At 57.7% G+C, this 23,151-nt stretch carries 21 protein-coding genes; 9 read left to right on the top strand and 12 right to left on the bottom strand.

Features of this window, described 5'->3' with window-relative positions; translation table 11 throughout:
* Window positions 1-100: 100 nt before the first annotated feature.
* The 3 genes from dacD (at window position 101) to tmaR (ending at window position 2,980) form a co-directional block, all read left to right on the top strand.
* Window positions 101-1,267 carry a serine-type D-Ala-D-Ala carboxypeptidase DacD gene (dacD, locus tag C1Y43_RS22100; RefSeq protein ID WP_031280074.1) on the top strand — a complete coding sequence of 389 codons (1,167 nt, stop codon included), beginning with the start codon at window positions 101-103 and terminating at the stop codon, window positions 1,265-1,267.
* A gap of 162 nt (window positions 1,268-1,429) precedes the next feature.
* Window positions 1,430-2,488: an FUSC family protein gene (locus C1Y43_RS22105; protein WP_058757324.1), complete on the top strand. Its 1,059-nt coding sequence runs from the start codon at window positions 1,430-1,432 to the stop codon at window positions 2,486-2,488.
* 171 nt (window positions 2,489-2,659) lie between these two features.
* On the top strand, window positions 2,660-2,980 hold the full coding sequence (tmaR, locus tag C1Y43_RS22110; RefSeq protein ID WP_021509369.1) for a PTS system regulator TmaR: 321 nt from the start codon (window positions 2,660-2,662) through the stop codon (window positions 2,978-2,980).
* A gap of 45 nt (window positions 2,981-3,025) precedes the next feature.
* Here tmaR and C1Y43_RS22115 read toward each other — a convergent pair whose 3' ends face one another.
* On the bottom strand, window positions 3,026-4,093 hold the full coding sequence (locus tag C1Y43_RS22115; RefSeq protein ID WP_104189710.1) for a LacI family DNA-binding transcriptional regulator: 1,068 nt from the start codon (window positions 4,091-4,093) through the stop codon (window positions 3,026-3,028).
* Between the two features lie 99 nt (window positions 4,094-4,192).
* On the opposite strand from C1Y43_RS22115, the gene C1Y43_RS22120 reads away from it, so the two are divergent.
* On the top strand, window positions 4,193-4,963 hold the full coding sequence (locus C1Y43_RS22120; RefSeq protein WP_104189712.1) for a YdcF family protein: 771 nt from the start codon (window positions 4,193-4,195) through the stop codon (window positions 4,961-4,963).
* A gap of 215 nt (window positions 4,964-5,178) precedes the next feature.
* Here the strand turns inward: C1Y43_RS22120 and C1Y43_RS22125 are convergent, their stop codons facing one another.
* Window positions 5,179-6,090, bottom strand: a complete 912-nt coding sequence (locus C1Y43_RS22125) for a ketopantoate reductase family protein (protein WP_104189714.1) — start codon at window positions 6,088-6,090, stop codon at window positions 5,179-5,181.
* Between the two features lie 210 nt (window positions 6,091-6,300).
* Here C1Y43_RS22125 and fusA point away from each other — a divergent pair, with 210 nt between their 5' ends.
* Complete coding sequence (gene fusA, locus C1Y43_RS22130; protein WP_059012097.1) at window positions 6,301-8,400, top strand: elongation factor G; 2,100 nt, start codon at window positions 6,301-6,303, stop codon at window positions 8,398-8,400.
* Between the two features lie 39 nt (window positions 8,401-8,439).
* Here the strand turns inward: fusA and C1Y43_RS22135 are convergent, their stop codons facing one another.
* On the bottom strand, window positions 8,440-9,225 hold the full coding sequence (locus C1Y43_RS22135) for a phosphate/phosphite/phosphonate ABC transporter substrate-binding protein (RefSeq protein WP_233209875.1): 786 nt from the start codon (window positions 9,223-9,225) through the stop codon (window positions 8,440-8,442).
* Complete coding sequence (locus C1Y43_RS22140) at window positions 9,122-10,195, bottom strand: fatty acid desaturase (protein WP_104189718.1); 1,074 nt, start codon at window positions 10,193-10,195, stop codon at window positions 9,122-9,124. The genes C1Y43_RS22135 and C1Y43_RS22140 overlap by 104 nt, the downstream gene beginning before the upstream one ends.
* Before the next feature lie 211 nt (window positions 10,196-10,406).
* On the opposite strand from C1Y43_RS22140, the gene C1Y43_RS22145 reads away from it, so the two are divergent.
* The gene (locus C1Y43_RS22145) at window positions 10,407-11,429 is read left to right on the top strand and encodes an LLM class flavin-dependent oxidoreductase (protein WP_021509376.1); all 1,023 of its coding nucleotides are present in this window, start codon (window positions 10,407-10,409) and stop codon (window positions 11,427-11,429) included.
* A 364-nt stretch (window positions 11,430-11,793) separates the two neighbouring features.
* On the opposite strand, the gene C1Y43_RS22150 is transcribed toward C1Y43_RS22145, so the two are convergent.
* From C1Y43_RS22150 to C1Y43_RS22160, 3 genes are all read right to left on the bottom strand, one after another.
* The gene (locus tag C1Y43_RS22150; RefSeq protein ID WP_058771104.1) at window positions 11,794-12,621 is read right to left on the bottom strand and encodes a glycosyltransferase family 8 protein; all 828 of its coding nucleotides are present in this window, start codon (window positions 12,619-12,621) and stop codon (window positions 11,794-11,796) included.
* Window positions 12,622-12,639: 18 nt separating this feature from the next.
* Window positions 12,640-14,022, bottom strand: a complete 1,383-nt coding sequence (locus C1Y43_RS22155; protein WP_104189720.1) for a D-arabinono-1,4-lactone oxidase — start codon at window positions 14,020-14,022, stop codon at window positions 12,640-12,642.
* A 78-nt stretch (window positions 14,023-14,100) separates the two neighbouring features.
* Entirely contained in the window at window positions 14,101-14,742 is a 642-nt protein-coding gene (locus C1Y43_RS22160; RefSeq protein ID WP_021509768.1) for a TetR family transcriptional regulator, read from the bottom strand.
* Window positions 14,743-14,954: 212 nt separating this feature from the next.
* Between C1Y43_RS22160 and C1Y43_RS22165 the strand changes: the two genes are divergently transcribed.
* The 3 genes from C1Y43_RS22165 to C1Y43_RS22175 are packed head-to-tail and all read left to right on the top strand — an operon-like array spanning window position 14,955 to window position 17,555.
* Window positions 14,955-15,782 (top strand): MetQ/NlpA family ABC transporter substrate-binding protein, encoded by an 828-nt coding sequence (locus tag C1Y43_RS22165; protein ID WP_104189722.1) that lies wholly within the window; start codon window positions 14,955-14,957, stop codon window positions 15,780-15,782.
* Window positions 15,783-15,793: 11 nt separating this feature from the next.
* Window positions 15,794-16,918 (top strand): methionine ABC transporter ATP-binding protein, encoded by a 1,125-nt coding sequence (locus C1Y43_RS22170; RefSeq protein WP_104189724.1) that lies wholly within the window; start codon window positions 15,794-15,796, stop codon window positions 16,916-16,918.
* A complete protein-coding gene (locus C1Y43_RS22175) occupies window positions 16,899-17,555 on the top strand; it encodes a methionine ABC transporter permease (RefSeq protein WP_088518053.1) in 657 nt (218 codons plus the stop codon). The genes C1Y43_RS22170 and C1Y43_RS22175 overlap by 20 nt, the downstream gene beginning before the upstream one ends.
* 174 nt (window positions 17,556-17,729) lie before the next feature.
* Here the strand turns inward: C1Y43_RS22175 and C1Y43_RS22180 are convergent, their stop codons facing one another.
* The 5 genes from C1Y43_RS22180 to C1Y43_RS22200 form a co-directional block, all read right to left on the bottom strand.
* Window positions 17,730-19,001: a TonB-dependent receptor gene (locus tag C1Y43_RS22180; RefSeq protein WP_104189726.1), complete on the bottom strand. Its 1,272-nt coding sequence runs from the start codon at window positions 18,999-19,001 to the stop codon at window positions 17,730-17,732.
* Window positions 19,002-19,105: 104 nt separating this feature from the next.
* A complete protein-coding gene (locus tag C1Y43_RS22185; protein ID WP_104189728.1) occupies window positions 19,106-20,494 on the bottom strand; it encodes an FAD-binding oxidoreductase in 1,389 nt (462 codons plus the stop codon).
* 57 nt (window positions 20,495-20,551) lie between these two features.
* Window positions 20,552-21,349 (bottom strand): ABC transporter permease, encoded by a 798-nt coding sequence (locus tag C1Y43_RS22190; RefSeq protein WP_104189730.1) that lies wholly within the window; start codon window positions 21,347-21,349, stop codon window positions 20,552-20,554.
* Window positions 21,346-22,176, bottom strand: a complete 831-nt coding sequence (locus tag C1Y43_RS22195) for an ABC transporter ATP-binding protein (protein WP_104189732.1) — start codon at window positions 22,174-22,176, stop codon at window positions 21,346-21,348. The genes C1Y43_RS22190 and C1Y43_RS22195 overlap by 4 nt, the downstream gene beginning before the upstream one ends.
* On the bottom strand, window positions 22,173-23,144 hold the full coding sequence (locus tag C1Y43_RS22200; protein WP_088518058.1) for an ABC transporter substrate-binding protein: 972 nt from the start codon (window positions 23,142-23,144) through the stop codon (window positions 22,173-22,175). The genes C1Y43_RS22195 and C1Y43_RS22200 overlap by 4 nt, the downstream gene beginning before the upstream one ends.
* Between the last annotated feature and the right edge of the window lie 7 nt (window positions 23,145-23,151).

Consider the following 23,151-nt stretch of genomic DNA (forward strand, 5'->3'; position numbering starts at 1 on the left):
CGCGGTTCATACTTTTTTTCAATTTATTCAGATATCAAAGCGCTATTTGCCGTAAAACGTGCGGCGGTAAATTCATTTATTTGATGTTGAGGAAGAAGTGTTGAAAAGGCGTCTGTTGGTAACTGTATCTGGAATGATTGTTTGGGCATCGCTGGCGCACGCGGATGACAGCATGCCGTTTCCCCTGACGCCGCCGGCCATTGATGCCGCGTCCTGGGTGCTGATGGACGCCACCACCGGGCAGATCCTCACCGCAGGCAACCCGGATGCGGAGCGCAACCCGGCCAGCCTGACCAAACTGATGACCGGTTATGTCGTCGACCGCGCGGTCGATCAGAAGAAAATCACCCGCGACGATGTGGTCACGGTGGGTAAAGACGCGTGGGCCGCCGGCAATCCGGTGTTTAAAGGCTCGTCGCTGATGTTTCTTAAGCCGGGCGATAAAGTCACCGTGCGCGACCTGATGCGCGGCGTGATCATCGATTCCGGCAATGACGCCTGCGTGGCGCTGGCCGACTATGTGGCCGGCAGTCAGGAGAGCTTCGTCAACATGATGAACAGCTACGTGCAAAAGCTCGGCCTGACGCACACCCACTTCGAAACCGTGCACGGTCTTGATGCGCCGGGGCAGCACACCACCGCGCGCGATCTGGCGGTGCTGTCGCGCGCCATCATCAACGGTGAGCAGGATTTCTACGCCATGTACAGCGAGAAAACCCTCAGCTTCAACGGCATTACCCAGAACAACCGTAATGGCCTGCTGTGGGATCAGAATCTGCACGTCGACGGCATGAAAACCGGCCACACCGAGAGCGCCGGGTTTAACATCGTCGCCTCGAACATCGTCGGTCGCCATCGTCTGATTGCGGTGATCATGGGCGGGAAAAGTTCAAAGGGACGTGAAGAGCAGGCGCGTAAACTGCTGGTGTGGGGACAGAACAACTTCGACACCGTGCAGCTGTTCCACGCCGGGAAAAAGATCGGCAGCGAAAACGTCTGGTACGGCAACCCGCACAAAGTGGACGTCGGTACCACCGAAGATATCTATCTGTCACTGCCGCGCAGCGAAGTGTCGAACGTGATGGCGAAGTATGTGATCAATCGTAAAGACCTCGAAGCGCCGCTCAAAGCCGGCGAGCAGGTGGGCGAAATTCAGGTGCTGGATAAAGACAAGCAGCTGGCCAGCTATCCGCTGTACGCGCTGCAGTCGGTCGATGAAGCAGGCATCATCACGCGCATCAGCGATTACGTGAAACAGAAACTGTAAGCCGTCGGGCGATAAGCAACCGCTGCGTTACATCCTTGTGTGCACTGAGAAAACAAGATGTAGCGCAGTTGTATTATTGCGCAAAAAGTTGCGCCAGCCCCTCAATGTTCGTGCTGCGCCAGGGTAACATAGCGCGCAAATTTTTATCGCACCCGGACCACCATGTTACGCGCTGACAAGCCTATCTCTCCAATTGAGTTCTGGTTTTACCGCCACTACCGCGCCGTGCACGGCGTACGCATCGCTATCGCCTTTGTGCTGTGCTTCCTGTTTGTCCGTCTGACCGATATTCCGGAAGGCACCTGGCCGCTGATTACGCTGGTGGTGGTGATGGGACCGATCTCCACCTGGGGCAATGTTTTGCCGCGCGTGGTGCAGCGTATCAGCGGTACCTTTGCCGGGCTGATATCAGGGCTGATCGCGCTGAAGCTGGAGCTGCTGTCACTGCCGCTGATGCTGGTGTGGTGCTTTATCGTGATGATCGTCTGCGGCTATCTGACGCTGGGCAAACACCCGTATATGGCACTGCTGATCGGCATCACGCTCGGCGTGGTGGTCGGCGCGCCGGCCGGCGATTTCACCGTGGCGCTGTGGCGCGGCGGCGATGTGATTCTCGGCTCACTGATGGCCTTGCTGTTCAGCGCCATCTGGGCGCAGCGCGCCTACACTCACTGGCGCATTCAGCTGTCGGACGCCTTTATCAACATGGCGAAGATTCATCACGCCGGCTTTTCTGCCAATCTGGTGGAGAAGCCGCGCCTCAATCCGCGCTTCCAGAAGCTGCTCACCAGCGTGATCAAAATGCGCGCGCTGCTGGAGCCGGCGAGCAAAGAGACGCGCATCCCTAAATCGGTGTTTGAAGCCATTCAGACCATTAACCGTAATATGGTTAACACCATGCAGATGCAGATTGAAGCCTGGTGGGCGTCGCGCGAAAGCCATCTGATTTTGCTGAACGCGCCGACGCTGCGCCGCACGCAGCAGATGACCGAGAACACCCTGAACGCGCTGTCTGCGCTGATGGTGAAAGGCGAGACTGAACAGGTGATTGCCAACAGCCACGAGCTGGAAGCCATCACCCAGGAGCTGGAAGCGCTGATCGCCAACGGCAGCGCGCGGCTGGAGACAACCGCGATTTACGGTTACGTCTGGCTGAGTCTGGAGCAGGCGCGTCAGCTGGAGCGCATGACAGACCTGGTGCGTCTGGCGCTGCGCAAATAGTTTTCTCAGGCAATGACTTAGTGCGAATTGCCCTTTCTTTGCGCTAAGATAAGTGCCAGTCCGAATTTAGCGGTGAAAATTGCGAACCCGGCTTATAAGCCGCTAAGCTAAATGTCTTCCCGGTTTATGACTATTTTGCCTGCCGCGGCAGGCCACAAGAAAGGTGCCAACATGGAAAATGCCAAGCAATCATTTCAGGACGTACTGGAGTTTGTGCGTATGTTTCGTCGTAAAAACAAACTGCAGCGCGAAATTACGGACAACGAAAAGAAAATCCGTGATAACCAGAAACGTGTGTTGCTGCTGGACAACCTGAGCGAGTACATCAAACCTGGTATGAGCGTGGAAGCGATTCAGGAAATCATCGCCAGCATGCGCGTGGATTATGAAGATCGCGTAGATGAGTACATCATCAAAAACGCCGATCTGTCGAAAGAGCGTCGCGAGCTGTCGAAAAAGCTCAAAGCGATGGGCGAACCAAAAGGGCAGTAAGCTTCACACGGGCTCGATAGCCGCGTTTTGTTCCAGGGTCGCCCTTTACGGCGACCTTTTTAATGCCCGCGCCAGCTGCTGTAACTGCTGCGCAATCTCCGCCACATCCACCTGCTGCTGCAACGGCGCTGCCGTGGTGGCGCGTGACACCAGCTCAGTCTCCAGCGGCTGACTGTCCGGCGTGTCACCCTCCAGCTGCGCCAGCAGACGATCGACGCTCACCGTGCCTAACTGCTGTAAATCCTGGCGCACCGTGGTCAGCGGTGGCTGATACCACGCGCTCTCCGCCGTATCGTCGTAACCGATGATCGACATCTCCGCCGGAATTCGTACGCCATGCTGATGCAGCGCGCGCATCGCCCCCAGCGCCATTTGATCGTTAGCCACCAGCAGCGCCTGCGGCAGCTGGTCGGGCAGCCGGGTCAGCAGCGCCTGATAGCCGGACGCTGCGCTCCAGTCGCCGCTCAGTACGCAGTCCGGCACCAGATGATGACGCGCCAGCGCCTGTTGCCAGGCGCTAAATCGCGCCCGCGCTGACGCGGAGCTGGCAGGCCCGTTCAGCACGCCAATCTGCCGGTGGCCGAGCGCCACCAGATGATCCACCGCCTGCTGCGCACCGCTGGTGCTCCGGTACTGACACTGCGCCACGGCCGCGCTGCGCTCCACATCCAGAAACAGCGTCGGTTTGCTGCCGCACTGCTGCTGAATCTGCGCTGCCTGCGCGGCATCCAGCGGCAGGTTGATCAACAGAGCATCGACGCGCTGCGCCAGCAGTTCATGCACCGTGTCCTGCGCGTGGCTGGTGGCATTGGCCATGGCGATCACCAGATGATAGCCCTGCGCCGCCGCGCGCTGCTGAATCGCCGAAGCAATCTGCGCTGGCGCCATTAGCGCCAGATCGCTGGTCGCCAGACCGAGCGTGCGCGTGGCCTTGCCGGCCAGCTGCTGCGCGACCCGGTTTGGCACGTAGCTGAGCTGCTGCATCGCGGCTTCCACCCGCGCGCGGGTGCGCGGTGACACCTGCGCCGAATGGTTGAGTACCCGGGAAACCGTTTGATAGGAGACGCCAGCCAGCCGGGCGACATCGTCAAGCGTTACGGAACGCGCTGTCATTGATCCCTCCTGATGAGAATGCGGCGAGTGTAGCAAATTTTTCCCTGCCGTCGCGGTATTAAGGCGTTACACTGCCAGTGATAACGCAAGGAGAAAGTGATGCAGCTCAATGACCATCAAATTCAGGATATCAACACCATTGCCGCCTGGCTGGCGCTCGATCAGCTGCCAAAGGACGGTACGCTGGAGGTCGATTTAGCCATACTTGCCGGACATGCGGTGCTGCCGAACGTCGAAGCGGTGATTGCGCTGGCGAAGAAATATCAGCTGCCGTTGCTGATCAGCGGCGGCATCGGTCACTCAACCGCGCTGCTGGCCGCGATGATTGCCAGCCATCCGCTCTATCGCCAGATCGACACCGCCGGCAAGGGCGAAGCGCAGCTGCTGGGCGAGATGGCGCGCGTGTTCGCTGAGCTGCCTGACGATCAGCTGCTGCTGGAAACCGCCTCACGCAACTGTGGCGAAAACGCCGCCCTGAGCCAGCGCCTGCTGGATGATCAACAGTGGCAGCCGCAGCGCGTACTGCTGGTGCAGGATCCGTTGATGCAGCGCCGCAGCTGGGAAACCTTCCGCTGGCAGTGGCGCGATCGCGAGCATGCGCCGGAATTCATCAGCTGGCCGGTGTTTGTGCCGCAGGTGATGATGGATGCGGGCATGCTGCGCATCGTTGGCGCGCCGCCGCAGGGGTTGTGGTCAGTGGAGCGTTTTCTGTCGCTGCTGATGGGCGAGGTGCAGCGCCTGCGTGACGACGCCAGCGGCTACGGCCCGAACGGCAAGGGGTTCTTCGGGCACGTTGATATACCCGACGCGGTCGAAACAGCCTGGCAGCGCCTGATGCAGCTGCCCGGCGTGCAGTCGCGGTTGGGTTAAACCGTCACCAAAAGCATATGTGATTGAGTAAAATAATATTTTGCACTATCCGTAGCGGCGCAATTTATTGCGCAACCGGCCGCGGTGCGGAAATGCACATTGCGCGATAAATCGCGCCGCTACGGTTTGTGCGACTGGCTGGTGCCGCAGTGACCTGTCGCACAAATAACAGGATGCGCATTCATGCGCACCTGGCACGCCACGCACCGGACCGATCACCGCGTCTGCAAATACACCTGCAAATTCACATACACCGCGTTCAGCAGCGGCGTCGCCACCGCATGGCGCGCGCCGCGCACCAGCAAATCGCCGATGATCTGATCGGCTTCGATATCGTAGCCCTGGGTTAAATCGCGGTACATGGATGAGGTCATCGCTGCCTCAGGATTGTTCAGCGTCTCATAAATCTTCGCCGTCACGGCCGGACGCTGTTGGTAGCCATCGGCGGTGATCACCGCCAGCACCTCGGCGAAAATGCCCTGTAACAGCGCTTCACCACCGGCTGAACGCAGGATGTGCTGCGTATTGCCGCGCGCCACACAACACACGGCACCCAGCGTGCTCAGCAGCAGCCACTTCTCCCACAGCTCACTGATAATGTTATCGGCGAACACGCTATCAAATTGCGCATCACGCAGCGCGGCATCCACGCGCGCCAGACGGGCATCATTGTTGCCGTCCAGCGCGCCGTAGTAAAGCACGTGCAGCGGCGACAGCTGCATCACTTCGCCGTGCTCGCCCAGCGTGGCGTGAATCTTACACAGCCCGCCAATCACCTTGTCACCGAAACGTGCGCGCAGCGTATCAATGTGACGCATACCATTGAGGATCGGCATGATCAGCGTCTGCGCGCCAACCGCCGGAGCGATGTCTTCAATCGCCTGTTCCAGCGCAAAGCTTTTCACCGTCAGGATAATCAAATCGTAATCACCGGTCAGCGTCGAGGCTAACGCCAGCTGCGGTTGCAGCACCGTGCTGCCTTCCGGCGTTTGCAGCACCAGTCCGGTCTGTTGCAGCTGCTGCTGGCGGCGCTCGCGCACCAGAAAGGTCACATCACGGCCGGCCTGCGCCAGGCGCGTGCCAAAGTACCCGCCGGTGGCACCGGCTCCCACAATCAGAATACGCATGGACTGTTTTCCCGTTAAGCATGAAAGCCTTACCTTAAAGCGCTGCGCGTCGCTGCGCCACACCGCAAATGCGGAAAACCGTGACAATCTCAGCGATGAGCAAAAAAAGCTCAAACTGTTCGTATTCATTCGTACAATGGGTTTATGCTGGGGCACAGCGGCGGGCAATGGTGCCTGCCGGATTTTTTGTCAACAGACTAAGGACGCATTATGCCCCGACCCCTCCCCATCGAACGTTATCGCAACATCGGCATCTCCGCGCACATCGATGCCGGTAAAACCACCACCACTGAGCGCATCCTGTTTTACACCGGAATGAGCCACAAGCTGGGTGAAGTGCACGATGGCGCGGCAACCACCGACTGGATGGCGCAGGAGCAGGAGCGCGGCATTACCATCACCTCGGCGGCGGTCAGCTGCTACTGGCCGGGCATGGACGGCAGCTTCACGCCGCACCGTATCAACATCATTGATACGCCCGGACACGTTGACTTCACCATTGAAGTGGAGCGCTCAATGCGCGTGCTGGATGGCGCCGTGATGGTGTACGACGCGGTCGGTGGCGTTCAGCCGCAGTCAGAAACCGTGTGGCGGCAGGCGAATAAATACCACGTGCCGCGCATTGCGTTCGTCAACAAGATGGACCGCCAGGGCGCGGACTTTTTCCGCGTGGTGCAGATGATGAAAGATCGCCTGCAGGCGCATCCGGTGCCGATTGTCATTCCCATCGGCGCTGAAGAGCAGTTCAGCGGGGTCATCGATCTCAACAAAATGCGCGCCATCTACTGGGACGACGCCAGCCAGGGCATGAGCTTTAGCTATGCGCCGATTCCGGACGCGCTGCAGGCGCAGGCGGCGGAGTGGCGGGAAAACATGGTGGCAGCAGCGGCAGAAGCCAGCGAAGCGCTGATGGATCGCTATCTGGAGCAGGGCGATCTCAGTGAAGACGAGGTGATTGCCGGGCTGCGGCAGCGCACGCTGGCGGGCGAAATCCAGCCGATGCTGTGCGGCAGCGCGTTTAAAAACAAAGGGGTGCAGCGCATGCTCGATGCGGTCATCGAACTGATGCCTTCGCCGCTCGACGTGCCACCGGTCGCCGGCATCAACGAGCGCGGCGAACACGACGAACGCCATGCTGACGATGAGGAACCTTTCTCGGCGCTGGCGTTCAAGCTGATGAGCGATCCTTATGTCGGTCAGCTGACCTTTGTGCGCGTCTATTCTGGCGTGCTGCGCAAGGGTGACAGCGTGTGGAACGCGGTAAAAGGGCGTAAAGAGCGCATTGGCCGCATCGTGCAGATGCAGGCTAACGATCGCATCGAAATTGATGAGATCCGCGCCGGCGATATTGCCGCCTGCGTCGGGCTGAAAGAGGTCACCACCGGCGAAACGCTGTGCGATCCTGATGCGGTAATCACGCTGGAGCGCATGGAATTTCCCGATCCGGTGATTTCGCTGTCGATTGAGCCAAAGACCAAAGGCGATCAGGAAAAAATGGGGCTGGCGCTGCAGCGGCTGGCGGCAGAGGATCCGTCGTTCCGGCTGCACACCGATGAGGAGTCCGGTCAGACCATCATCTCCGGCATGGGCGAACTGCATCTGGAGATCATCGTCGACCGTCTGAAACGCGAGTTTGGCGTGGAAGCCAATATTGGCCGGCCGCAGGTAACCTACCGCGAAACCATCCGCAAAACGGTGCGCGAGGTGGAAGGGAAATTTGTGCGTCAGTCAGGCGGTAAGGGCCAGTATGGTCACGTGGTGCTGACGCTGGAGCCGCAGGCGGCCGGAAGCGGTTTCGCCTTTGAAGACGCGACCAAAGGCGGCGTGGTGCCGCGCGAATTCATTCCTTCGGTGGAGAAGGGCATTCGCGAAGCGCTGAACAGCGGCGTGCTGGCCGGTTATCCGGTGGTCGACATCAAAGCCACGCTGACGTTTGGCTCTTATCACGACGTTGACTCGTCGGAGATGGCGTTCCGCATGGCGGCGATCTTTGGCTTCAAAGCGGCAGCGAAGCAGGCCGATCCGGTGATACTTGAGCCGGTGATGCAGGTGGAAGTGGAGACGCCGGAAGAGTATGCCGGCGGCGTGATGGGCGATTTGTCATCCCGGCGCGGCACGCTGCAGGGCATGGACGAGCGTTTCGGCGCGCGCATTATCCGTGCTGAAGTGCCGCTGGCCGAGATGTTTGGCTACGCCACCACGCTACGCTCGATGTCGCAGGGCCGCGCCACGTACAGCATGGAGTTTGCCCACTACGCCGAAGCACCGCGTAACGTCGCGGAGGCGATTATCGCGGCTCGCGCACAGTAAGTCCGCTGGCGGCAGGGATGCCGCCGGTTAGTGCTTTATTTACAGCGCCGTCACGCCCAGCGCGGCGGCGTCATCTTCCCAGCGTTTAACCTCGTCAAACCAGTCGCGCTGCGGCACAGAAAAGCCCGCCAGCAGGTTGGCCTTCATCATATCCTTGTAGTCCTCCACATTGGCCAGCTCAAACAGCGTGCTGCGCAGCTTTTCCAGCAGCAAACTGTCGGTTTTCGCCGAGGTTATCAGCGGCAGCGCGGCACACAGCGGGGTTTCACCGATAATGGCTAAGCCCTGCAGCTCCTGCGGCCGGTATTTGCGCAGCAGCGCCCAGGTGATGCAATCAATCGCGGCGAGGTCGGCCTCTCCGGCGCGCAGCGCGGCCAGCGACTGGCGGTGGCTGCCGCTGAACCGGGTAGTGGCGAAGAATTTGCCGTCCCGGGCCAGCGGCGCGACCACATAGCGCAGCGAATTGTATCCGGAGTGTGAGTCATTGCTGTTGCACACTGCGCGACGGCCGCGGAAATCAGCGAGGCTCAGGTTCTCATCTTCCTGCCGCGCCACCAGCCAGCTGCGATAGCGCAGGTCATGGCAGCCAGGCGCATTGGACTGAAACGTGCCCACCAGTTGCACGTCAGGCAATAGCGCGACCAGCGGATAGCCGCAGGTCTGACTCAGCAGCAGATTGTCATCACGCCAGTGTGGCAGCAGGTCGTCGTGCCACTGCACCTCAGCCTGCACGCCGCGCTTCGCCAGCAGCCGCGTCAGCACTGAGGTCATTGCCAGCGTGCTCGGGTGGTCGATGTCGTACATCGGTAAAGAGATGATGTGCATTCTGTGCGTCCTTGTGGTGTCCCGGGTGGGCGTTAACGTCGATCGGCTGACGCCAGAAGCGCTTCATCCATTCGCCGTAACCGGCAACGCGAAAACCCTGATTACGCTGATAGTAGCCGTCGCGGTAGAGCAAATAGACTCTGCGCAGACCGTACCAGGGTAAACCGGGCAGATCGTGATGTACAGAATGATAGTTGAGATTCAGGAACAGCAGGCGCCACGGCCAGGCCGCTTCGTTATTCACCGAGCGCGCCAGCGGCGCCTCATCGGCACGATGTTCGTAAAATGAGCGCACCTTGGTCAGCATCAGCGCCGGATAGCTCACCGCCAGCACCAGCCACAGCGGGGAAAAGTCGCGCAGGCTGAGCCAGTAAAACAGTCCGGCCAGCAGTAGCAGGTGCACCAGCCACATCATCATCGCCGGCACGTCGCGCTGCACCACGCTTTGCGTCAGCGCGCGCAGCGTGGCGAGGATATCCAGCAGCGGTCCCAGCAGCAGACGTCCCGGAAAGGTGTTGCGCAGATGTATAACGCGCTGTTGCCAGGGTTTGAGCCGAGCCCAGTGCGCCGGCGACAGATAATAGGTTTCCGGATCATCATGTGGATCGGTCAGGGTGTGGTTGCGGTGATGTGCCAGGTGCGAATCCCGGTACAGACCATACGGATACCACACCGCCAGCGGCAGCGTGCCAAACAGCTGATTAAGGCGCGGCAGGCGCGTCGGATGGCCATGAATCAACTCATGCTGCAGCGACAAATACCAGGTGGTGAACAAAATCAGCAGCAGCGTGGCGAGGGGCAGGCCCAGCGTTTGCCAGTACAGCACGCTGGCGAACCAGCCGCTATAAACAGTAATGATTAACAGCCAGGTCGGCAATTCGCTGCGCCATAGCCAGCTGCGCGCCAGCTGATGCACCACTTCGCGCTGTTGCGCACTGAGGTAGGCGGAGGTTCCTTTGACCTTGTTCATGTATTCAGTCAGCGAGACGGGAAAAGATGCGCTCACGATGCGCGATACGCGTGATAAACACAAAGACGGAAAATTGCTTTGTTATGCAAAAAAGTTGAAGAAGCGCGCGAAAACTATTGGCTATCAGTCCTCTTCGCACAGGCGTAACCTTACCTCATCGAATTCTGATTGATGACGCCGGCGCCGTTCTGGCCCGCGAGGAGCATTTAGCATGAAAAAAATTGGCTTTTTATCTTTCGGTCACTGGACCCCGTCACCACACTCGGCCACCCGTTCGGCGCAGGATGTGCTGCTGCAGTCGATTGACCTGGCCGTTGCCGCTGAAGAACTGGGTGCCGACGGTGCCTATTTCCGCGTACACCACTTTGCCCGCCAGCTGAGTTCACCGTTTCCGCTGCTGGCGGCAGTCGGTGCCAAAACCAGCCGCATCGAGATTGGTACCGGTGTGATCGACATGCGTTACGAAAATCCGCTGTATATGGCGGAAGACGCCGGAGCAGCGGACCTGATCGCCAACGGCCGTTTGCAGCTCGGCCTGAGCCGTGGCTCGCCGGAGCAGGTGATTGAAGGCTACCGCTACTTTGGCTTTAATCCGCGCGAAGGGGAAACCGATGCGGATATGGGACGTCGTCACACCGAAGAGCTGCTGGAAGTGCTGCGTGGCGAAGGGTTTGCCAAACCCAATCCGCAGCCGATGTTCCCGAATCCACCGGGGCTGCTGCGCCTGGAGCCATATTCCGAAGGCCTGCGCGAGCGTATCTGGTGGGGCTCTGGCTCGAACGCCACATCGATCTGGGCAGCCCAGCTGGGGATGAATTTGCAGAGTTCGACGCTGAAGGATGACGAGACCGGCGAACCGTTCCATGTGCAGCAGGCGAAGCAGATTCGCGCCTATAAAGAAGCCTGGCAGGCGGCAGGGCATCAGCGTGCACCGCGCGTGTCGGTCAGCCGCAGTATTTTTGCCCTGATGAACGACACCGATCGCGCTTACTTCGGTCGCGGCGGACAGGAGCAGGATTCCGTCGGCTTCCTCGATGAGAAAACCCGCGCCATCTTTGGGCGTAGCTATGCTGCAGAGCCGGAGCAACTGATCAAACAGCTGGCACAGGATGAAGCGATTGCGGAAGCCGATACCCTGTTGCTGACCATCCCTAATCAGCTTGGCGTGGATTATTGTGCGCACGTGATCGACAGCATTCTGACCCACGTCGCGCCAGAGCTCGGCTGGCGTTAAGCCACAGTGCGCAGGGAAGCGCACAATTATTGCGCGATAAATCGCGCCGCTACCAGGTGCGCATAAATGCGCACCCTGGGAAATGCGGCAAGGTCTTTTGACGTGTATCAGATTCTGCAGGGTTGCCATTGATGGCGACAATGCGTCCTTCACGAACGCACCCAGACCTTGTAACCCGCATTCGACCCTGTAGGGTCGCCATTTATGGCGACCAACCCATTGCGCGATAAATCGCGCCGCGACCAGGTGCGCATAAATGCGCACCCTGGGAAATTCAGCAAAGGCTTTAACCCGTTTTAGATTCTGTAGGGTCGCCATTCATGGCGACCAACTATTGCCCGATAAATCGCGCCGTTAACAGCCATTAATCTGCGCCCAGCTCCCACCACAGCTTATCCAGCGCGTAATAACGGTCGCGCTGCGCCTCTGGCTGGTTCAGGTCGCGCTTCCACGGTTTGGCGAGAATGTAGTGCAGATTCTTCACCTCATCGTCATGCCATAAGCCGGCATGCTGGAACGGCAGTGTTTTCAGCGCGTTATAAATGTACGGCAGCGGCAGCCAGCGCCCGGCAAATACTTCATTGAGCAAATCCTGTTCGGAGAACGGATAGCGGCGCAGGTCGTCAATCTCAGCCACTTTCTGCTGCAGCCAGTCGAATACCGCCTGATCCGGCTGCAGCACCAGAAAGCCGCCGTTGAGATAGTTATCAAGATCGGCGGGCGGTGTCTCACCGCGCGCCTGCCAGGTGTAGTGACAATGCTCCGGCTGCCAGCTGTCAGGATAGCTGGCGATTTGATTCGGGTTGCAGCGGCAGGCGTGACAGGCCGCCAGCGCATGCTTGCCGAGGTCAAGCGTAAACAGCTCATCCATGTTGCGCAGCACCAGCATATCGGCATCAAGAAACACCACGCGCTCGCAGCCGGTCAGCTCCCAGGCGCGCAGCTTGCTCCATACTTCACCAAACTGTGCCGAGGCATAATGCTGCTCCAGCGCGGCGTCCGGCATTAGCGGCTGGACCGGATGGATCACACAGCCCAGCGCCTGTAATGCTTCGCGCATGCTCAGATCGATGGCATCGGTGACCATCACAATCAGCGGCCAGCGCGTTTCGCTGCGTTTGAGTGAGCGATGCAGCGCTTTCACCCCGACATAATATTCCGGCTGCGTTAACAGCGTTACCCAGGCGTACATAGCTTCTCCCCATCAAACTCAATCAAACAAAGCCGTGACATAGTCATTGCTAAAGCGGTGCGTCGGATCCAGCTGTTCACGCACCGCACGAAACGCATCCCACTGCGGATAGATGGCGCGCCACTGATAGCGCTGCGGATCGTAATATTTACCCCAGTGCGGACGTCCACCTTCTGCCGCCAGCAGTTTTTCCACTTCGGTGAGGAAATGCAGTCCGTCCTGCGACAGCGAGCCGTCATCCGCGTAATACACCACGAAACCAAAAAAGCAGGTCGGCTGCTGATGCGCCGGGCTCATCCACGCCTGTGAAGCGCCGGTGCAGCGCAGGATAATGGGATAGTGCATGTGCGGACGATTCTGTGCGTACCAGGCTTTGATCTTGCTGATAATTTCCGGCGTTTTGGCCAGCGGCACGCCAATCTCAACGTTGATCTGCGGTACGGCGATGCCACGACAAAACAGCTGGTAGATATCGCCGCTGATGTCAGTGAAATCACGGAAGCGGGTGACGGTACGGAACTGTTTGCCGCCTTTGCCGTGAATCTGCGTGTCGCGATGCATGTGTTCCAGCGTCTGATCAATGGTGTCGTTCAGGCTGCTGTCGGCCTGATCGCCGTGCTCAATCACTTCGCGCTGATGGTCGTGCCACGCCTGGCTGTTTTCCGCACTGGCGACATCGGCGTTCCAGACATGCATCAGGTTGTCATCGACAAACCACCAGGCTTTGCTGAGTTCGTGCTGCTCATTCCACGTCAGCAAATCCTGCTCCAGTGAATCGGCAGACGCCGCGAATTTATGGCAGGTAAACAGGCGAAATGGCTGAGTGCGCAACGTAATGGCGGTGACGATGCCGAGCGCGCCAAGTGACACCATCGCCGCCGGGAAATCAGCGTCACCGCGCTGAAACTCGCGCACGCTGCCATCGGCCAGCACCATGCGGATATGCAGCGCTTCGTCCGCCAGCGAACTCTGTGCCAGGCCCTGACCGTGGGTGCCGGTTGCCAGCGCGCCTGCCAGCGTCTGCACCGCAATCACGCCGGGCGAGGAGGCCAGCATGCGATCCATCTTTGTCAGGCTGTCATACACCTGCTGCAGCGGCGTGCCCGCGGCAAACGTGACGCTCTCTTCATCCTGAGCGAGGATGCCGTGCAGCGCACTGAGATCCAGCAGTACGTCCTGCGGCTGTACGCACAGCATGCGACCGGGCGACAGGCGGCTGCCGAGCACGCGCACTTTGCCGTGCGAGTCGCGCAACAGCTGTTGCAGCTCGGCTTCACTACGCGGCTGATGCAATTGCTGGCGCTGGCCAACTACCGAATTCTGCGCCCAGTTCCAGAGCGCAGGCGTGTCATCGGTATGTTGCGTGTTGCGTAACGGATAGAGGAGAGCATCTTTCTTCACTACAGCGTTCCTTAATCTGAGGTCTGTCACGGTCCCGTTTATTTGATCAAGCGTAGACCATCACAGCGAACCCGCAGATTACGGGGCTTTGCGTATATAGCGCAGCGTGGCCGTCACCGCCAGCTGACGGTTGCGGCGAATACTGTCCTCTTCACTGTCGTGGGGGGTAAACAGCGTGTGGAAGGTGTAGCGGTTGGAGACGTGATGCACACAAATACTGCTGAGCAGGCGGTGTACGTCCACGGTATCCAGGCCGTCGATAAAGATGCCCTGACGCTGGCCGCGGGACAGGATGTCATCCAGCAAATCGAGGGTACTTTTGTTCATCGCTTTGATGCGCTCAGACTGCATGATGTAACGCCCGCGCAGCAGGTTTTCTGTACACACCAGGCGCATAAAATCGGGATGCGTGACGTGATAGTCAAAACTGGCTTCCACCAGTTTGATCATCGCCTCTTCCGGCTCCAGCGTAGTAAGATTCAGGCCGGTTTCATGCTGGCGGATCGCCTGATACACCTGCTCCAGCACCTCAATATACAGCTTCTCTTTGTTGATGAAGTGATACACCACCATGCGCTTGGTGGTCTGTGCCAGTTCAGCAATCTGCTCCATTCGCGCGCCCTGCATACCGTATTCGGCGAAGGTTTGCAGCGCACCCGCGAGGATGCGTTTTTTCAACCCTTCCGGGTCATTTTTACGTTTGGGTGTGGTATCCGACATAGCGCTCAATAACGGTCAATCAAACAGGCATGGTAGCACAGCCGCCCGGGGCCTTTTGGCGCGATGAGCGGCGGCATGGCTTTATTCATTTCAGGAATAGCATTCCCGGATAAATCATAATGCTGGAATAAGCAACTGCGTATACTGCGCGTATCTGTCGATCACGGCAGCTTATTTTGACTCGCGTAATAATAACACTCAGGAAATAATTTATGCACACACGCTTTGTATCAGCCAAAAATAAATTGTTGTTAACTGTCGGCGCGTTACTGGTTGCCGGCAGCGTGGTCGCGCCGTTTTCAGTGGCGCAGGCAGCGGATAAAACCGCGGTGAAGGTCGGTATCATGAGCGGCGAGGACGAAGACGTCTGGCGTGAAGTGATAAAACAGGCCGCCGCGAAAGGGCTGACGGTGAAAACCGTGATTTTCAATGATTATAATCAGCCCAACGAAGCGTTACAGAATGGTGAAGTGGATGCCAATGCCTTCCAGCACCAGCCGTTCCTGAATAATCAAATCAAGGTCAATCATTACGATATCGTGCGCGTCGGCGATACCGCCGTCTGGCCGATCGGTCTCTATTCGAAGAAAGTGAAAAGCGCCGCCGGTCTGAAAGACGGAGCGGTAATCGGCGTGCCTAACGATCCGTCGAACGAGGCGCGCGGTCTGGTGCTGCTGCAGCAACAGGGGCTCATCAAACTCAAACCGGGCGTCGGCATTGCCGCCACCACGGCCGACATCACTGATAATCCCCATCACCTGAAAATCAAAGAGCTGGATTCCGGCATCATTGGTCGCTCGGTGCCGGATCTTGATGCAGCAGTGGTCAATACCGACTGGGCGCTGAAAAGCGGTCTGACCGCGGCGGATCGTATCGCGCAGGAGCCGGTGAAAGACAACCCGTACAACAACTTTATCGCGGTGAAAAAAGAGAACGCCAGCGCCCCGTGGGTGAAAACCCTGGTGGCATCGTACCAGAACGATGCCGTCAAAACGGTATTTGACAAGGTCTACAAAGGCACGGGCGAAACCGCCTGGTAAGGAACCCTTCCATGACGCTATTTTCCGAGGCCACCGTGCCCCTGACCGCCGTGGCGCGCGGCGTGATCGAAGAGGCAACAGTACGCGATCGCGTGGCGCAGCACAGCAACGTGGTGCGTTTACAGGGCGTGTCGCGCCGTTTCGGTCAGACACAGGCGCTGCGCAATGTCTCACTGACGGTGCAAAAAGGCGAAATCCTTGGCCTGATCGGGCGCAGCGGCGCCGGAAAATCGACGCTGATTCGCTGTCTCAACGGGCTGGAGCAGCCCGACGAAGGCGTAATCGAGATTGAAGGGCGGCGTATTACCGGTCTGTCAGAACAGCAGCTGCAGGCGGTGCGCAGTCGCGTCGGCATGGTGTTTCAGCATTTCAATCTGCTGTCGGCAAAAACCGTGGCGCAGAATGTGGCGCTGCCGCTGAAAATAGCTGGCATGGAAAAGGCACAGCGCAACCAGCGCGTAGCGGAACTGCTGGCGCTGGTGGGGTTGAGCGACAAGGCCGGACACTATCCGGCGGCGCTCTCCGGTGGACAAAAACAGCGCGTCGGTATTGCCCGCGCGCTGGCCGCCAGCCCGGCGCTGCTGCTGTGTGACGAAGCCACGTCAGCGCTCGATCCGGAAACCACCCGCTCGATTCTCGCGCTGCTGAAATCGCTCAATCAGCAGCTTGGTATCACCATTCTGCTGATCACGCATGAGATGGAGGTGATCAAATCCGTGGCGCATCGCGTGGCCGTCATCGACGCCGGGGAGATTGTCGAGCAGGGCCCGGTGTGGCAGGTGTTCGCCCATCCGCAATCCGCGCTGACGCGCACGCTGCTGCGCGGGCTGCTGCCGCAGCTGCCGGAGAATCTCGCAGCGCGGCTCAGCGAACGGCGTGAAGGTGAGGCGATCTACAGCGTTCACTTTGCTGGTGTGGCGGCGCAGGGGGATTTGCTGACGCAGTTTGCCAGCGCTCTGCCGGGTAAATTTCGCCTGCTCCAGGGGGGCATCGACCATATTCAGCACTACGCGGTAGTGCGTTTCTTTATTGCGCTCCCGGCCGCCAACGTTGCCGATGAGTATCAGGTTCTCAGCTGGCTGCGTACGCAGCAGGCACAGGTGGAGTTGGTCGGTTATGTCGCCAGTGATGATTGATTTACTGCTCAACGCGTTGGGTGAAACGCTGCTGATGACGGCGGTGGCCGGCCTGTTTTCGCTGCTGGCCGGATTACCGCTGGGACTGATTCTGGTGACCACCAGCCCCGGCGGCATTGCTGAAAACCGGAGCATCAATCGCCTGCTGGGCGTAGTGATCAATGGCTTTCGCTCGCTGCCGTTCATTATTCTGCTGGTGGCGCTGATTCCCTTTACCCGTCTGCTGGTCGGCACCTCTTTGGGCACCTGGGCCGCAATTGTGCCGTTATCGATCACCGCCACGCCCTATTTTGCCCGGGTAGCGGAAGTTTCACTGCGCGATGTTGATCGCGGGCTGATTGATGCGGTGCGTGCCATGGGTGCCAGCAAATTACGTATTGTCTGGGAGGTGCTGATTCCTGAAGCGCTGCCGGGCATTCTTTCCGGTTTTGTCGTCACGCTGGTGGCGCTGATCGGCGCCTCGGCAATGGCGGGCGCCATCGGGGCAGGCGGCCTGGGCGATCTGGCGATTCGCTACGGTTATCAGCGTTTTGACACGGCGGTGATGGTGGCGGTGATCGCCGTACTGATCGTGCTGGTGTGCGGTATCCAGTGGCTCGGCGATCGGCTGGTGCAGCGCATTGACAGGCGGCACTGAGAAAAATGTCTGCGCCAGTACGCTCTCCTGCAGACAAATGCTTCGCATCAGGCGCTGGCGGTGAATATTGTAAAAAAACTCAACAGGCCCCTGTTAAAGGGGCCTATGGGTTAATCAGCAATTCATCCATCCTGGGCAGCAGGTAAAGACAGTTAATTCTGATGGAATGAATGATTAAAAGTCGTATTGCAAACTCAAACGATTCTGCCAGAAATGTGAATCGTACAGAGGCGATGTCTGCACGCCGGCAAAATCGGTCACGCTTAATCCTTTTAATACACCGCTAAACGCCCAGGTGAAATACACCAGATATTCCGACTGATTAATGCTGGCAGACTGTGCCGAGGGTTTTAAATCCATAAACGAATATTGTGTACCCAGAGAAAGATGCTCATTAAGCACGTAGTTCAGGTTGGTCATATATGCATTGCCACTGCCAAGATCCTGGGTACTGGTGAAAAACGGCTGGGCGAAATAGGGACCCGATGAACTGTTGTGGGCATAAGGCACCACCAGTGAACCGTTACCCCAGCTATTGGGGCTGGCAGCAATATGGTCGTAGCCCAATTTCCAGTTCAATGCAGGGGTGAAACTCAGCGCGAGCTTAGCACCGTAAGAGGTGCTATTGACCTCTCCGGCCAGCGCTTTCCCTAAGCTGGTACCGCGAATAAACTGCAGAGCCACATCCGGCTGCAACAATGTATCCTGCCACTGCATATGACTTTCGCCATAGACAACGCGGGAATAATCAGCATATTCCTGATACCACACTTGTCCGGTAAGTTTTTTGTTATCCCACTGGGTGCCCTGTCCGCCACCAATCGCCCACATGCCGTTAGTGCGCTCATCGATATCCGAATAGGCCGTGGTATCCAGGAACTGATCGTCGCCCCAGGGCTTGTAGCGCCAGACTTTGGTAGCATGCAAATACTGGGTGCTGTCGCCATAATTGGCATCAACGCCCCTGAAGAGTATCGGTGTAATACGCCAGTCATAGTCACCGACGAAGGGAATGTTAATGCGTTGATCGCCGGCAGTAATTTTAAAATCATCCTGTTGCCAGCTTAAATAAGCTTCCCCGATATTGGTCTGATTATCACCAATGTCGCTGATGGTATGCGCTTCATCCGGGTGATCAATCCCCCGCAAAAAGATGGCGCTCACGCCAGCGCGAAAACCATACGCGGGAGCCGTTTCATATTTCACACTGCCGCCGTAACTGGTGGTGTCCTGATTAAAGCCTTTGGAAAAATAGGCATTGTGTGTGGAGTAGTAGAGCGTACGTAAACTGCCGCTAACGGTACCGCAGGTGAATATATCGCTGAAGCTGTCTACACCGCTGGCATCGTAATGACAGTCGCTGATATTACTTTGTGTCGCAGCCAGTGTTGCTGGCGCGAAGGGGAAAAACAGCGCAAGTAAACCGACACGTTTTAGTGCTCTCATTGCATGATCCCTGAATAAACACACCCGTTGAGGAAAGCGTAACTATGCCAGCCGGGTGAGAGGATCACCCGGCGGTGAGTTATGCCGTAAATAAAAAGTGATGATCAATTAACGCCGGGAATATGTACCGCCGGCAAGGTTTCACGTACTTCCCAGCCACGTAGCTTGCCGGGGTTTAATAAGTTGTAAGGATCGCAGGCGGATTTTAGGGCAACCACATCAGGCCGCACCATACCTTGTTTGCCATCCTCAATATGAATGACATGCGGATTATTTATTTTCACATTATGGCTACGATAAATATCCATAATGGCGTTGAGCCGTTCCGGGCTGCTGTAACGGATTAATGGCAGGCCGCTACAGGTGAGCGCACCGTTCATGTCGCGCAGAAATTCAATATGTGACATCACCTCATCCGATAATTCAGCTTCCATTGCCAGCACCTGTTGATGGTAATTATCCACGGCATAAGCGGTTTGCAGGTAAGTCAGGGTTTTATCAACCTTCAATGCCTGCAGGGTGGTGTGGTTCCAGCAATATTCAATCAGGGAATGGCCGCTATTTTCCCCTTCGGCAAAGTGCAATGCATTACGGCCGTTGTGTTGTGCGAGGATGGCGGGCAGCAGGCCATCACTCTCGCTTCCCGTCACTGAAATGACACCGTGTTGAGCCCGAATCTGCGCCTCCGCTAAATCGCTGAAATAATCCAGCACCGGTGCGGCAAATACCGCGATTTGACGTTTAACAATGCCAGGTGAACGCGCCAGCGCATCGGCATAAGCCATCGCGGAGGGAAAATCGGCAAAGGTATCCAGACGTTCGATCCAGTCATGGCAGGGCGCCAGCGCAAGTTCGATCTCCAGCACGATGCCATTGCTGCCATAGGCATGATGCAATAGCAGCGCATCCGGTGCCTGTAAAGTGATGATGCGCGGCGTCTCTTCCATGGTCATCATCCGAATCGACAGCACGTTGCCTGGCGCGGCCAGTGGACCGTAGTTAATCGATCCCACCCCGCCAAAACCGCCGCCAAACAGCCCGCCAAGTGTGGCAAGTTTCCAGGTTGAGGGCATGCAACGTAACTCCCAGCCGTGCGGGCGCGTGTGGGCTTCGAGATCGCCTAATCGAATACCCGCCTGCGCGCGCACCGTACCGGTGCCCAGCGCGGTGACGCTGTTCAGGCGTGTCATGTCGACTATCACACCGCCATTGAGCGGAATCAGCTGGCCATAGTTGCCGGTACCGCCACCGCGAAGGTTCAGTGGCACACGGGCTTTTGCACAGGCGGCCACCACCGCCAGCAGCTCGTTTTCATCGCGAGGACGCACGGCCAGCTCGGCAAATTTCTCTTCCAGCTGGGATTTCAGCACCGGGCTGAACCAGTGAAAGTCGCGTGACAGACGTTTCACTTTCGGCGCTTCTTTAATCCACTCCAGTTCCGGCAACGCCGCGACCAGCGCCGCCAGGGCAGACTGGCGATCGGGTTCAGACATGTATAGCTCCTGTCAGTCGAAGAGGTGATGGGCGGTTGATGATCCGCCCGTGTTGCATTAACTCGGGCTCAATTCGCTCTCATGCCATGCTGCCAGTACGCGGCGCGTGAGCCATGACATCAGTGCAAAGAGCAGGAAGCCGGCCAGGGAAATCAGTAACAATGCGGCAAACATCAACGGAATATTGAGTTGATAGCCAGCCTGCAGGATCTGATAGGCCAGCCCGGTATCCGTGCCGCCGGTGCCTGCAACAAATTCCGCGACCACTGCGCCAATCAGCGACAAGCCACTGGAGATGCGCAACGCACCAAAGAAATAGGGCAACGCCGATGGAATGCGCAGGCGTATTAAAATTTGCAGGCGCGATGCATGGTTGAGCCTGAAATAGCTCAGTAGCCCCGGAGACACGCTACGTAAACCTTGTGTGGTGTTTGAAATGATCGGGAACACTGCCATCAGAGTGGCGCACACCACCAGGGACAACGTGGTGTCTTTCACCCAAATAATGATCAGCGGCGCAATGGCGACAATCGGCGTTACCTGCAGAAAGACAATATAAGGAAATAACGCCGTCTCGATAAACCGATTCTGCACCAGTAAAAACGCAATGATGGAGCCAATAACCGTCGCCAGCACAAACGAGATCACCGTGATTTTCAGCGTGTAAAGTAAGGACATAAACAACGCCGGAAAGTTTTGCGCCAGGCTTTGCGCCACGACGAGTGGAGAAGGGACCAGAAAGGCGGGCACCTTAAACGCGGTGACCAGAAACTGCCACAGTAACAGCATGGCAATGGCGACCACCGCCGGAAACAGCCATTGTTGAAATTTACGGTTTGCTGCAAGCGGTTTCATGCTTTGCTCTCCTGACTGGCTGCGAGCAGGCCGCGCTGCAACAGCTGCGCATAATGGGTAAACGGCTGACTGACACGAAACGCATCATCACGCGGCAGGCTGGTTTCAATGCGAATATCATCAACAACGCGACCCGGTCGCGCGGCCATCATAATCACACGCTGCGACAGGAATACGGCTTCCTGAATCGAGTGGGTCACAAAAACTACTGTAAGCTTTTGCTCCTGCCACAAATCGAGCAGGTCGCTGTCCAGTTTGTTGCGGGTGATTTCGTCCAGCGCGCCAAAGGGCTCATCCATTAACAGCACCCGGGGACGCGTCACTAAACCACGGGCAATTGACACCCGCATCTGCATGCCACCGGAAAGCTCGCGTGGCAGTACATGACCAAACTGACCCAGGCCAACCAGTGCCAGAATCTCCCGCACCCGGGTGTCGGCTTCACCGCGTGGTACCCCCGCCAGATCCAACGGCAGGCGTACATTATTATGCACGCTGCTCCACGGCATCAGGGTGGCTTCCTGAAACACAAAGGAAAGCGGCAGATCGCGTTGATTCTCCCGACGATCGCGACGAAATAGCATCAGTTTGCCATCACTGGGTTCAATTAAGCCGGCAATCATTTTCAGTAAGGTACTTTTGCCACAGCCGGAAGGGCCGAGCAGTGAAACAAACTCGCCCTGGCGCACGGTCAGTTCCACCGGCAGCAGTGCCCGCGTCCCGTTGGGATAGATTTTCTCCGCGGAGAGCACCTCAATCGCCGGCGGCGCTGCAGGCCGTGGCTGGCTGTCCGGATTGATCGGCGTTATGTTGCTGGCGGTGTTCATGGCATGACCTTAACGTCTTTGATGAACTGTAGCGTGTAGCTACCCGCAAACGGCACTTTGGCCGGATCGATTAGCTTGTTATCCACCAGCAGCTGCCATGTCTGTTTTAGCCGTGGCTCGGTAATAATACCGATACCCGCCGTTTGCGCGTCGCCGCCCGTCACCATCTGGTATTTCTTCATCTGGGCAATACCGAAGGCGATCTGCTCCTCGCTCATCTGTGGATTCTCTTTCCTGATGAGGACGTTGCCAGCGCTCGGATCCTGCAGATAGTTTTTCCAGCCCTGCATTGAGGCTTTAACGAATGCGGCTACCGCCTGCGGACGTTTTTCAATGGTTGATTTCATGCACACAATGCTGTTGCCGTAGGGCGGGTAACCCCATTCGCTGATCGGGTAGACATTGGCTTGCGCATGGGCTTTCTGCACAGCAAAAGGTTCCGAGGTGATATAACCCTGCTGCACCAGCGTTTTGTCTGCGAGGAATGGCTGGATGCTGAACGTGTACGGGCGCACGCGCGCATTCTTCAGGCTGAGCGCACTCTGCGCCCACGGCCAGTAGGAGGTATAAGCTTCCGCCGCCAGCAGGAAGGTTTTACCCTGCAGATCCGCTTTATCTTTCACATCAGGATGGGTAAGAAAAGCAATTGCCGAGTGCTGGAACGTAGTGGCAACGGGCACGGCTTCAACACCCTGCTGCCAGGATTCAAGCGCCTGCATGTTATCGCTGATGATGCAGTCTGCCTGACCCGCCGCCATCAGCTGCATGGTGTGAACCTGGGGACCACCCATTTTAATGGTGACGTCCAGCCCGGCATCTTTATACAGGTTCTGCGCCAGTGCCTGATAAAAACCGCCATGCTCTGCTTGCGCATACCAGTTGGTCATAAAGGTGAATTTCTCCGCCGCCATGCTCTGGGCCGACAGCGCCAGCGACAGTGCGGCAATCATGCTTAATTTTTTATTCATCGTGATC

The sequence above is a fragment of the Pantoea sp. ICBG 828 genome, assembly GCF_002928355.1.
GTDB lineage: Bacteria > Pseudomonadota > Gammaproteobacteria > Enterobacterales > Enterobacteriaceae > Pantoea > Pantoea dispersa.